This is a genomic window from uncultured Metabacillus sp., assembly GCF_947503125.1.
Taxonomy (GTDB): Bacteria; Bacillota; Bacilli; order Bacillales; family Bacillaceae; genus Metabacillus.
The window spans coordinates 1-11940 of sequence record NZ_CANNCR010000054.1 but is presented as its reverse complement, the minus strand read 5'-3'; the positions used below and the strand labels follow the sequence as shown (position 1 = coordinate 11940).

The 11940-nt window shown below is 37.8% G+C and carries 11 protein-coding genes; 2 read left to right on the top strand and 9 right to left on the bottom strand.

The annotated features are described in order from the left end of the window. Positions 1-82 precede the first annotated feature (82 nt). On the bottom strand, positions 83-1324 hold the full coding sequence (locus Q1B07_RS21700; RefSeq protein WP_299094103.1) for an alanine--glyoxylate aminotransferase family protein: 1242 nt from the start codon (positions 1322-1324) through the stop codon (positions 83-85). A 13-nt stretch (positions 1325-1337) separates the two neighbouring features. Beyond that, positions 1338-2585: an allantoate deiminase gene (gene allC / locus Q1B07_RS21695; protein ID WP_366945257.1), complete on the bottom strand. Its 1248-nt coding sequence runs from the start codon at positions 2583-2585 to the stop codon at positions 1338-1340. A gap of 214 nt (positions 2586-2799) precedes the next feature. Between allC and Q1B07_RS21690 the strand changes: the two genes are divergently transcribed. Further along, complete coding sequence (locus Q1B07_RS21690) at positions 2800-4422, top strand: PucR family transcriptional regulator (protein ID WP_299094102.1); 1623 nt, start codon at positions 2800-2802, stop codon at positions 4420-4422. A gap of 493 nt (positions 4423-4915) precedes the next feature. Here Q1B07_RS21690 and Q1B07_RS21685 read toward each other — a convergent pair whose 3' ends face one another. Both Q1B07_RS21685 and Q1B07_RS21680 read right to left on the bottom strand, forming a co-directional pair. Next, the gene (locus tag Q1B07_RS21685; RefSeq protein ID WP_299094125.1) at positions 4916-5068 is read right to left on the bottom strand and encodes a hypothetical protein; all 153 of its coding nucleotides are present in this window, start codon (positions 5066-5068) and stop codon (positions 4916-4918) included. A gap of 73 nt (positions 5069-5141) precedes the next feature. Beyond that, positions 5142-5333 (bottom strand): hypothetical protein, encoded by a 192-nt coding sequence (locus tag Q1B07_RS21680; protein WP_299094100.1) that lies wholly within the window; start codon positions 5331-5333, stop codon positions 5142-5144. Between the two features lie 910 nt (positions 5334-6243). On the opposite strand from Q1B07_RS21680, the gene Q1B07_RS21675 reads away from it, so the two are divergent. Then, positions 6244-6390 carry a BH0509 family protein gene (locus Q1B07_RS21675; protein ID WP_299094098.1) on the top strand — a complete coding sequence of 49 codons (147 nt, stop codon included), beginning with the start codon at positions 6244-6246 and terminating at the stop codon, positions 6388-6390. Between the two features lie 227 nt (positions 6391-6617). Here Q1B07_RS21675 and Q1B07_RS21670 read toward each other — a convergent pair whose 3' ends face one another. The 5 genes from Q1B07_RS21670 to Q1B07_RS21650 all read right to left on the bottom strand — a co-directional run bounded on the left by Q1B07_RS21670 (position 6618) and on the right by Q1B07_RS21650 (position 11841). Continuing rightward, a complete protein-coding gene (locus Q1B07_RS21670) occupies positions 6618-7409 on the bottom strand; it encodes an XdhC family protein (RefSeq protein WP_299094096.1) in 792 nt (263 codons plus the stop codon). 18 nt (positions 7410-7427) lie between these two features. After that, positions 7428-8306: an FAD binding domain-containing protein gene (locus Q1B07_RS21665; RefSeq protein ID WP_299094095.1), complete on the bottom strand. Its 879-nt coding sequence runs from the start codon at positions 8304-8306 to the stop codon at positions 7428-7430. Further along, entirely contained in the window at positions 8291-8767 is a 477-nt protein-coding gene (locus tag Q1B07_RS21660) for a (2Fe-2S)-binding protein (RefSeq protein WP_299094093.1), read from the bottom strand. Before Q1B07_RS21660 ends, Q1B07_RS21665 begins: the two co-directional genes overlap by 16 nt. Then, positions 8760-10925, bottom strand: a complete 2166-nt coding sequence (locus Q1B07_RS21655) for a xanthine dehydrogenase family protein molybdopterin-binding subunit (protein WP_299094091.1) — start codon at positions 10923-10925, stop codon at positions 8760-8762. Before Q1B07_RS21655 ends, Q1B07_RS21660 begins: the two co-directional genes overlap by 8 nt. Before the next feature lie 331 nt (positions 10926-11256). Next, the gene (locus Q1B07_RS21650) at positions 11257-11841 is read right to left on the bottom strand and encodes an NTP transferase domain-containing protein (RefSeq protein ID WP_299833641.1); all 585 of its coding nucleotides are present in this window, start codon (positions 11839-11841) and stop codon (positions 11257-11259) included. Positions 11842-11940 lie beyond the last annotated feature (99 nt).

Here is an 11940-nt window from a genome sequence, read left to right as displayed (position 1 = left end):
CTCATTGAGAATTTCCCCAATCTTGAAAGAGTCAAAAACTCTACCCACAGTCATTGCTAACGTTGTGTTACAAAAGGTCCATTTATTTCATCACTAAATTTGTTGTTTCATATACGTTCAGCGCAGCTTGCAACGCTTGCCCTGTTTTTACCTGTGCTTGGTGACGAATCAATACAGCTTCAAGAGCTGCTAACACAAACAGGATATTTTCTTTTCGGCAGCTGTAGCCCATCGTCCCGATTCGCCAAATCTTCCCATGAAGTGGTCCGAACGAGCTTGCAATCTCGATCCCAAATTGATGTAGCAGCATCGATCTTACCGACTCCCCATCAACACCTTCAGGAATTTTTACACATGTAACCATCGGCAGTTTCCATGGGACTTCATTAAATAATTCTAATCCCATCGCCTTGATTCCTTCTACTAGTGCTTTTTCATGGAAACGATGCCTTTCGAATCTTTCTTTCAGACCTTCTTGTAATACAATGCGGACACCTTCTCGCAAAGCATACAGCATGGATGTTGCTTCAGTATGGTGATTTAATCTTCTCGGTCCCCAATAATCCTGGAGCTGGCTTAAGTCAAAATAATTGCTGCGGATCGGTTCGCTAACATCTGACTGATCAGCTTCGGTGGAAATCCCTCTTTCTACTTTTTTTCTACCAGCAACAACTTTTTCAATCCGGTCATTATACGTAATCGGCGCCATGCCAGAAGGGACTGATAAACATTTTTGCGTCCCGCCAATGACGGCATCTAATTTCCATTCATCGACTTTCACTTCTGTTCCGCCAATCGTTGCAACGGCATCCACGATACATAATACGTCCTGTTTGCGGCATGCAGGTCCAATCTGATCCAATGGCTGCATACAGCCTGTTGATGTTTCACCATGAACAATCGCAAGTACTTTCGGTTTCACTCTTTCCATTTCTGCGATGATCACGTTTTGGTCGAATACTTTGCCCCACTCACATTCGATGATATGAATTTCCGCTCCATTTCGCCCGGCAATTTCTGTTAACAAATGACCGAATCTTCCGAAAATAGGTATCAACACTTTATCTCCCGGCTTTATGACACTACTAAGTACCGCCTCAATCCCTGCTCTAGATGTTCCATCAATCGGAAATGCCCACTGATTTTTTGTTTGAAATACTTGACGAAGCATCTCCATTGTTTCATTCATCATGTTTGTAAATGCTGGATCAAACTGTCCTAGTATCGGCGTGCTCATCGCACGCAACACTCTTGGATCGACTTCAACAGGACCTGGTGTCATAATTGTACGTAATGGTGAATTCATTTCTTGAAATGCATTCATACTGGTAGCCTCCTTAATACGCTAATTTATACAAAATCTTGATTAATAGTTGGATTCCATTTTCTAAATCTTCTGTTCTCGTAAACTCATTTGGCGAATGGCTAATTCCTTTATGGCTTGGTACAAATAATAACGATGTCGGACAAAATGTCCCGAAAATTTGTGAGTCATGACCTGCACCACTCGTCATTTTTTTGTAAGGCATTTGTTCACTCGTTAAGATCGCTTCTGAGATTTCAATCAAGCTTTCAGACATTTCTACTGGTTTTTCATTCATCCAATTATGAATCGTTACTTGTGTTTGATGTTTGTTTGCAATCGATTCGAATTGAGTAAATACGTCACGGCAGAACTCGTCAAGAACATGTTCTTCACAATGGCGAATATCAATACTAAACATTGTCTTTCCCGGGATGACATTTGAAAGATTTGGCTCCGTGAATATTTGTCCGACCGTCACTACTAAATCCGGAGACGTTTCTTTCGCTTTCTGGATAAGATATTGAATGAGTTCAGCTGCCGTGTACATCGCATCTTTCCGCCAAGCCATAGGTGTTGTTCCTGCATGATTGCTTTCACCGATCACGGTAACGTGGTATCTTCTCTGTCCTACGATATGGCTCACAATGCCGATTGATTTTTCTTCTCGTTCTAAAACTTCGCCTTGTTCAATGTGTAGTTCAATAAAAGAAGCAAGGTCGGTCCGCATAGGATTTCGATAGTTTCCTTTCCCAAACCCTGCTTCTTGCATCGCCTCTATAAAAGGAATACCTTGTGAATCAGTCAGTCCTTGAACATCTTTTAAGGATTTCACGCCAGTAATACTGCCAGATCCCCAGTATGTCATAGGAAAACGACTTCCCTCTTCCTCACATAAAGAGACCACTTCAAGATTTTTCTTCGGTAGCCCATAATGTTCATATAAAAATTGTAAAGCAATGATCCCCGCTATCACACCATATGCTCCATCATACTTACCGCCATCTATCACTGTATCAATATGCGAGCCTGTTAAAATAGTAGAGGCATCTTCATTAGCAGCCGATAATCTTCCAAATAAATTTCCAACATCATCATAATAGGCTTGGAGACCGATCTTTTCCATGCGTTTTTTTAGAGCTTGCTGAGCCGATTGCCAATTCGCAGAATACAATGTGCGTGTGACACCGTTTCTTTTACTTTTTCCATATGAAGCTAACCACTCCACCATTTCTTCGATTTGATCAAATAAGGCAAGTGATTTGTTTTCACTTATAATCAACGTAATCCCCCTTTAGTTTTTCTTGTGAATTTCCTCCTGATAATGGTATATTTTTTAACATGATAAGTAATATAAACAATTGTAAAAAATTTTACCATGAAAATCATTCACATAAATGTAGAACATTTTCCTGTTTTATTGTTTAAACTAACTAAAATTTTGATTAAAATGAAAAGAAATCTGTTAATTATCCTAACAAAGGGAGAGAGAATGAATGAAATTAAATGATTTACTAAATCTTCCGGTTTTTGAAGGAGCAACTTTAACAGCAGGAAATCAGGGGATTGAACGTGAAGTCCATACAGTTAATATGATGGATGCACCAGATATTATTCATTTTTTAAAGAAAAATGATTTACTTATTACAACTGCGTTTCATTTCAAAGATGATCTTGATTCCTTATTAATCCTCATTAGAGAAATGGAGAAACAAGGATGTTCAGGATTAGGCATTAAAACAAAGCGATTCTTAGAAGAAATACCAGAAGCGGCTATTACACTTGCAAATGAACTTGATTTTCCACTAATTGAACTGCCTGTTCATACTTCGTTAGGAGATATTGTCAATCAATCCTTGAGTTATATTCTTGATGTTCGTACAAATGAATTGCATCATGCTATGCAAACTCACCAGCTTTTCACAAAATACGTGATAAGTGGACAAGGAATCGATAAGATTGTTGAACGTTTATCCTCTCTTATTAAATTTCCTGTTGTCTTGTTAAATTCACATTTACGTCCAGTTCGAAATCAGGTGAAGAACACCTCGATCGATAACCTGGAAAAAATGCTTGTAAATGGGTATTCCTTTCATTTTCCAAAAGCAACTATGTCCAGCTTCTCCATGGTAAATGAGACGAGAGAGACGGTTACACTTTTCCCAGTTTACACACATAATGAACAGTCCAGCTATCTAGCTGTCTTAGGGTTTATTCCCCCATCCAACCGTTCAACCATATTAACTGTTGAGCAAGCGTCCAATGTCATTGCATTTGAACTAATGAAAGAAAATGCGTTAAAACAACATTCAAGACGTCTTCAAAATGAGTTTTTTACGAACTTTATTAATGGGACATTTTCTACATATGAAGAAGTCATTAGCCGTGGAAGAGAATTTGGTTTAAACAACGAACAAAGGTATATATGTACAGTTGGTGATATTGTGGATGAAGAGAAAACCATCTCCTATTTGCGAAGTCAGTCTGAAAATGAGCTCATTTACGAAGCGATTGAATTTGAAATCCAATCCTTTCATCAAACCGTGCATATATTTACGATCGATCATTCCTATATATTTCTATTGGAGCTGAATGACACTTGGAAAAACATTGAACAATCTTTCCTTTCTTTGTTAACAAATATTCAATCAAAGCTTCATACCCACTTCCGCGCGAACATTTCATTTGGGATTAGCAACTACGCCGAACAACTTAAGCAAGTTCCGATCTCCTATAAAGAGGCAAGAGATGCACTTTACTATGGGAATATGTTGGGTAAAAAACAATTTATTGAAATTTATCAACCAAAGGAAGTCACGGAAATCTTACGTATGGTTCCTATCGACCAATTAAAAAAATTTTATACAGATACGTTTCAAGCATTTGCCAATGAATCAAAAAAAGATTATCAAGATCTGCTCCATACTTTATCTGTCTATTTAGAATCACATTGCCAAATTTCCGAAGCAGCAAAACGTTTATATGTACACCGCAATACCATCATCTATCGTTTAGAAAAATGTGAAGAAATAATAGGAAGAAGTCTAAAAGAACCTGATGAAACACTTCGATTACGCCTTGCATTTAGAATAAAAGCCTTACTTCAAGGAAATCATTGAATTTAGTGTCTGGCACTACACGAACGGAACATTTATAAACGAAAAAAGACTGTTCGGAGCTAGACTATCTCTTTCCATTAAGCTGGAAGATTACTTCAATCTTAACAATAACATCATAAGAGTGATGATTGTTGTAATAATATGAGCGAGGGCGTCCATTACCCATACTTTCAGGACACCCTCCAATTCATATTTTGTCTAAACAATTTTATTTAGATGAAGGTATTCTTCACGAAAATAAAAATTCCTTCTAGATCAACTCACCTCTGCTTCGTTCTCAAAATAAAAAATGGCTGCAATTTTGGCTGCCAAAGATTTAAAGAAAGTACCTGCTAATTGAATAAGAAAAAACATCACGTCAATTAGCAAAACAAGATAAGGCAAACATCCAAAGTGGAAGTTCGCCTTTAATGGGTAATTAATATGCTAACTCAATATAATCTTTTTGATGTTGTCTTCATTTACTTCGATTTTAACTTTCCTGCTAAGAGATTTATTTAGTAATAACATCATCCATGTCCTGATCGAGGTCGTTGCTGGACCTTTCCACTATTTTATTTAATTCACCTGTATCCCCTTTTGCATTGATGATTTCAAGTATTTGATTTAAGCCCTCGTTAATTTGATCACCATTATCTTTCATCATTATTTAACCTCCTTATAAAATTACTATTATCATTTTCCACTTTAACATTAAGTATGTTTCTGATTGTTTCTTCTTACCGTTTCCAAGGAGGATTTCTGACTTCGCTTGTTTTTATCTTTCCTCTTTTTTCAAAGTCCTTAAAATGGATGATCTCAGAGAGAATCTTACAATCATCTGCTTTTTCAAACTCGGCTCTAGCCTCATCCTTATTGTCATACTCAAACATTTTGATGCTGTCTTGTAAAAAAAGGGTTAAAATCCACACATCAATTCCTCCCTGGATAGTACGATTAAAGAATCTTTAAGAACGAACACATTCAAAATGAATTAGCTGTTTCATGGATCATCTGGCTGTAGCTGTCAAGTATGTTTTAACAAATTCGTCACATTTCTCTTTTTCTAGATTCTCCGTTTATTATTTCTGGGGCTATTAAAACATTTCATCCCTTCTCTCATATTTTTTCAGCTATCATCCTATTATTTAGCGATTACCTATTCAATAAACAGATTAAAAGCGATTGTAATCAGCCAGCCTAGAGCAAGCGTACCCAATAGATATGTACAAATATAAAGGAAAATCTCCATCATGAATCCTCCTGGTATCGTATTATCTAGGATTTTATTAAAATAAATCCAAGTCCTTTTTTATAAAGTAGTAAGGCTGCTTGCTGCTTAATGCTGATCGAAAAAACACTAGGGAATCAGGGAAATTTGTGAAAATTAAAGCGTTTACATTTATTTCAATTTAGCAGTTGTCAACACCTTTCCTTCTAAATCAATGCCATTATAACAAGTGAATTAAAGAAATATGTCGAACCATCAGAAATTCACTTATTTGTAAATAGACTGTTAACTTCTGTTAACAAACCGTTATAAAAACTAATATTTGTCTAATAGATGAAATCGTATGACTCATACAGAGATTTGATTCTCGCAGCAAAACTCTATTTTTCAGCAATGGTCCTACCCCCTTACATCATGGAGGAGGTAGGAAAAATTGCATCTACACGCAAATAACAAGAAATAACTTTTCCATATTAGTTTTTGAAAAATAATCTCAAATTGATATTTGTTTCATCTGATTTTGAGATGTATAATAAAAACAAGAAAATGAAGGAAACGCTTACAAGATTGTAACTACAACGTTACTTCTTATATATAAGGAGGACATAACAATGAGCCAATTAGCAAGAGAAACTAAAGTAAAAGATTTATTAGAAAAACAAAAATTCAATCAAAAAGAACTTTCTGAAATGACAGATCCGCAGATTGAATACTTTCACTGGCTCTATTTTGAAGATTCTGTATACGATTATATGTAAGTTGAAAATAAATAATCATAATAAAGCTCTTGTACTCCGTACAGGAGCTTTTCAGATTTATATATTGGTGAAAATAGAAAAAACACCCACTAAAAAGTGAGTGCTCTATGTAAATTTTCTTCTTTATTTTTCTGAATAGTTATATAAAGTTCTTTTCAAGTATTAAAACTTAAGGTTATATATCAACCTTAACAAGTGCTTATCCCACTGTTTCTTCTTTTTACCTATTAGTTTAATTGTTTCACTTTTATAGGCTTGTTTTCCCTGCTTCGTTTGATGATTTCCCCGATAATGCTGATTGCAATTTCTTCTGTTGTTTCCGAGCCAATTTCCAAACCGATTGGAGAGTGAACTTGCTCCAGCTGTTCTTGTGTGACTCCTTCACTTTTTAATTTTTCAAATATGTTTATGACCTTGCGCTTGCTGGCGACCATCCCAACGTATGCGATTGGAAATTGAAGTGCCGTTTTTAATACAATATCATCACGATCTTTTGTTACAATCACTACATAAGACTTCTCATTGAGGTTGGCTTCAAGCATTGCCTTTCCAATATCCTCATTTACAAAAAGGTCGGATGCATTAGGAAAGCGTTCCTTCGTGCAGTAACCAATCCGATCATCGACAACGCAATAAGGATATTCAAGAAAATCAGCAAGCTTTGCCAACGCATAGCCTAAATGACCGGCACCAGCCAGAACAAGTTCTGGCCTGCTTGTATAGACTTCAATAAACACCCGCAACGTACCGCCACAATTCATTTGAATTCCGTCTTTTGCATGTTTATTCAATTTGTATTCAACAATTTTCGATTGACCTTTTTGGATTGCCTTTATACTCTCTTCGATAATATAGTGTTCAGCCAAGCCCCCGCCAACAGTTCCTTCAATCGTACCATCACGGTATACAATCATTTTTCCAACATGGCTGGGAGTCGAGCCTTTTGATTCAATAATCATGGCTAAAGCAAAGGTTTCGTTTTGACGTGTCAGCTTGGCCACTTTTTCCATCAGCAGCATGAATAGCTCCCCCTTAATTTAAAAACATTCATTCGATTGATATTGCTTCATGCTAAGAAAATAACGTAAAAGATTTAAGGCAACGGTTTTTCTGTATAGAGCAGTAGAGCGCTGATCATCAATTGGTTTAATGATTTTATCGAAGGCCGCCACAATCTGAGTGATGTCTCCATCTGCTAATGGTATGGTTTTTCCAAGCAACTTCTTCTCAATATCAATGGAACGAACAATAGTAGGTCCGACCGCCCCAAATGAAAAGCGAACATCCTCGATTTGAGCATCATTTACCCGGATAAATCCTGCAAACGATACTTTGGCAATTGCATCTGCGTTGCGGTTGCCGACTTTCTCAAAAACGACACGAGAATCTTCCTCTACTACGGATGGCAAGATAATTTCAACCAATATTTCATTGTGATGGCGTTGAACCCTTCGTGGACCTTGAATAAAATCGCTGATAGCTACTACACGATCACCATGAACGGAGCGCAGCAAAAGTTTTGCATTGTATACATATAGCAATGGCAGTGTGTCTCCAGCTGGAGAAGCGTTGCAAATATTTCCTCCCAATGTCCCTCTGTTTCTAATTGCCGGTGCCGCAATTGTTTTGATTGCATTCTTTAATGGGATTGGAATGAACGGGTCTTCAAGTAAATCGCTGTAGGTACAGCAGGCACCGATGTGGAGATCCTTATGATTTTGATACACTCGCTTTAGCTCAGAAAGGTGATCAATAAAAACAATCGGTTTTGGGATTTTCGGGGGGACTCCCCTTCGACTTTTATGAAGGACCATGACATCGGTGCCTCCGGCAATGATCAAACAATTTTCTTTATTTAATTGGCTCAGCGTTTGGTCTAAACGATCGAAGCGATACGCGGTTATTTTTTCTGCCATAAGCCGTCCCCTTTTTTAGCTGCTTTATTTATAGCATCTACAATCATATTGTAGCCCGTACATCGGCACAGATTTCCGGAAATACCTTCACGGATGTCAGTCTCTGAAGGATGAGGGTTTTGGGATAATAAAGCTGCACTTGCCATAACCATTCCAGGAATGCAATAACCACATTGTACTGCTCCGGCAATGGAATAGCTCTCATCTAAAATCTTAAACTGTTCCGTTTCCATGATCCCTTCAATCGTTTGAATATTAGCTCCATCAATTGAGCCAATTGGAATAAGGCAGCTGTTTTGCAGAAGGTTATTAACAAAAACACTGCAGGCTCCGCATTCCCCTTCACCACAGCCTTCCTTTGTTCCGATTAACTCAAACTCATCTCTTATTAAATCTAGTAATCTTGCTGTAGCTGGGGCATCAGTTTCTACTGTTCTTCCATTAAGTGTAAATTTAATCAACCTCTTCACCTTCTCTCACACAAAAACTTTCAATAATGACTTCTGGTGTAATTGGTATTTGCTGAAAAGAAGTTTGCAGTGCATCCTCAATTGCTGCTTGAACTGCCGGAGCGCCGCCGATTAAAGTCAATTCACCTGCCCCTTTCGCTCCGTATGGACCATCAGCATAGGGATTATCAAAGACCTTGCTTTCGATTGAAACAACGTCCAATGAAGTCGGGGGCCCATAATCTGATATACTTTTTTGCTGGATTCTGCCTTGCTTTGACGTCATCTTTTCTAGATAACCGTACGCTAATCCTTGAGCTAAACCACCGTCAATTTGGCCTTTCATAATCCGTTCATCGATGACCTTCCCAACTTCATAATTTCCGTATACGTTTTCCAACTTTACATTTCCTGTTAACCGATCAACTTCTACTTCAACGATATTAACGCCCCATGAATAAGCCGGGTAGGCATCTCCGGTGAAGGTTTTCTCGTCCCATGGAATCATTTCACGGTGAACATAGTTCTCAACTACTTCCTGTTCGACACCTATTTGCCACTGAGATTTAAGTTTTTTTGCCGCACGTTCAAGCAATTTTCCCACGATCATTGTCGTCCTGGAGGCTACTGTCGGACCGGAGTCGGGAACCTCTTTTGTATCTGGATAAGGGTACAATATTTCTTCGTACGGGAGGTCTAGTTCTTTAGCGACAATTTTGCACAGCGTCGTCAAAATGCCTTGTCCCATATCAGAGTTTGAGATTTTTAGCGATACTTTGTCGTCCTTTGATTTAACCAGCTTCACCGTTGCCTTAATATGATCTCTTTCGCCGCTGCCCGTAAATCCACATCCGTGGAGGAACAGTGAAGTTCCAATGCCTTTTTTAAAGCGCTGATTTTGCTGATTGAAACGATGAAACGCCGCTTTTTTCTTTTTATAATCTGACACGTTGAGTAAGTCCTCAATCATTTCTTCCATTAATATTGGATCTCGAAATTTTCCTTTGGTGATGGTGGGGTCTCCTTGTTTGACAAGGTATTTTCGTTTATATTCAAGTGGTTCGATGTTTGCCAGTTTACTAAGATGTCCAATATGACTTTCAATTCCGGCAAAGCTTTGTGGAGCACCAAAGCCTCTGAAGGCACCATTCGGAACTGTATTGGTTTTTAAGACATAGCCTTTTACATGAAAATGCGGAATGTTATAAACACCTGCACTGTTTATTAATGCGCGCTGCAGCACGACAGAGCTCAATCCCGCATTCGCACCGCCATCAAGAAAAATGTCAACACACATACTCAAAATATTTCCTTCCTTATCAAGGGCTGTCCGATAGTTGAGTTTGGCAGGATGCCTTTTCGTCGTAACCTCCATATCCTCAGAACGGTCGAACACGAGCATCACCGATTTTTTGACTGCTTTTGCAGCAACGGCTGCGTGACAAGCCATCATCGAAGGATAATCTTCTTTGCCGCCAAAACCTCCGCCGGTAGGACTTTGAACAACTCTAACTTCATCGTCACCACAGGCTAATGCGCTTAGCAATGCATTTTTTATATAATAAAGACATTGCATCGATCCTTGGACGACAATTTCATCATCTTTATAAATGGCGAGCATACCTTGCGGCTCAAGATAGACATGCTCCTGATAACCCGTATCATATTCTTCTTCGATGATTTGATGTGCTCCCTGCTCAATCGCTGAAATATTCGCTAAGCTTTCCCCGAATTCATAGCTTGCCATAGTAACCCCGGATGCTGATTTTTGCTTGATTGCTTCGTCCAATGTATAGATAGCGTGATGTTCTTCTAATTCAATCTTCACTTCATTTAACAAACGGTACAGGATATTCAGGTCTTTTCCAGTGAGCATGAGAATCGGCTCACCAATATAATTGACCCACTCATTAGCAAAAATGGGTTGATCTTCTTTAATAATTTTGACATAATTCGGTCCGGGGATATGCTCTGCACCTACAGCTTCATATCCGTCCGGAAAGTTTGGTAATTGAATAGATATGATTTTTCCATAAGCAATTGGCGAGCGATACAAAACGCCATAAACCATATTTTCTACTTTCACGTCACTAATATAGGCCAACTGGCCAGATACTTTCCCTTTATGGTCTTTTTTGGGTACTGAAGTGCTTATGTCCTTTAGATTCATTGCAACAACACCTTTCGACTCATTTATATAGACGACATATTATGAATAAAAACCTTTTCCTATGATTCTATAAATGAGAATGTTAGTTTATGACTATTCAAGAATTTATTGTATTTAATTATATTCTTATTCCGGAAAACTTTACCTATTTATGTAAGATTTTTTGACTAAGTATTTTAATTTAACTTGCTAGTTAATTTCTGCTTCATGCACTCACTTGGAAGTGCTTGTGCGGTCTCCAAATAAACAACAATAAAAATGCAGCTTGATTCGACCCGGAAAGCTGATCGAATAAAGCTGCGTTGATATAACGAAAAAAATATGGAGAAATTTAAACTTTATGATAATCAATGGCTTTTTGGTAATCCTCTGGCGTATCGACATCCATAATTACTCCCGGGTCATCTACATTAAGGTATTCCTTTTCGAAACCTTCTAGAACAACACGTAAATTACTTTCTGAATTGGTTTCGAGAATTTTTTGTTTCACTTCGCTTGATAATTTGATAGGGTGACCACCTTTATAATGAAAGCTGGGAATAACTACATTCCCTTTGCGTTTTGAAATTAGCTGAACGGTTTCTTTTTTTACAAGCGGACAATCTCCAGGTGTTATAAAAAAGGTTGGAGCCATTATTTCTTTGCAGCCCCTTTGAATGGAAGTAAACATTCCCTGGTTAAAGTTTTCATTATTAACAACCTTTATCTGAAATGAAAAGGCATTTTTATTGCAGATTTTTGCCATTTCCTCTTGAATGAGCTCCATTTTAAACCCAGCTACGACGATAACTCTGCTGCATAATCCTTCAAATTTAGAGATCGTATGCTCCAACACGCTCATTTGCCCCAGCGGCAAATTCATTTTGAATGCATTCGCTCGGCTGGAATATCCAGCAGCTAAGACGATGGCTTCCATTATTTATCCCCCTCTATCTATCTCGTATTGTAAAAACTTTTATATTAAAAAAGTTAATAATCTTTGAATTTAAGGGCTTTAAATGCAAAAAACTTGCCA

Excerpts from the sequence above, each read along its gene's own strand:
- Q1B07_RS21700 (WP_299094103.1), bottom strand. The coding sequence starts at position 1,324 with ATGAATGCATTTCAAGAAATGAATTCACCATTACGTACAATTATGACA.
- Q1B07_RS21690 (WP_299094102.1), top strand. The coding sequence starts at position 2,800 with ATGAAATTAAATGATTTACTAAATCTTCCGGTTTTTGAAGGAGCAACT.
- Q1B07_RS21685 (WP_299094125.1), bottom strand. The coding sequence starts at position 5,068 with ATGATGAAAGATAATGGTGATCAAATTAACGAGGGCTTAAATCAAATA.
- Q1B07_RS21675 (WP_299094098.1), top strand. The coding sequence starts at position 6,244 with ATGAGCCAATTAGCAAGAGAAACTAAAGTAAAAGATTTATTAGAAAAA.
- Q1B07_RS21670 (WP_299094096.1), bottom strand. The coding sequence starts at position 7,409 with ATGCTGCTGATGGAAAAAGTGGCCAAGCTGACACGTCAAAACGAAACC.
- Q1B07_RS21665 (WP_299094095.1), bottom strand. The coding sequence starts at position 8,306 with ATGGCAGAAAAAATAACCGCGTATCGCTTCGATCGTTTAGACCAAACG.
- Q1B07_RS21655 (WP_299094091.1), bottom strand. The coding sequence starts at position 10,925 with ATGAATCTAAAGGACATAAGCACTTCAGTACCCAAAAAAGACCATAAA.
- Q1B07_RS21650 (WP_299833641.1), bottom strand. The coding sequence starts at position 11,841 with ATGGAAGCCATCGTCTTAGCTGCTGGATATTCCAGCCGAGCGAATGCA.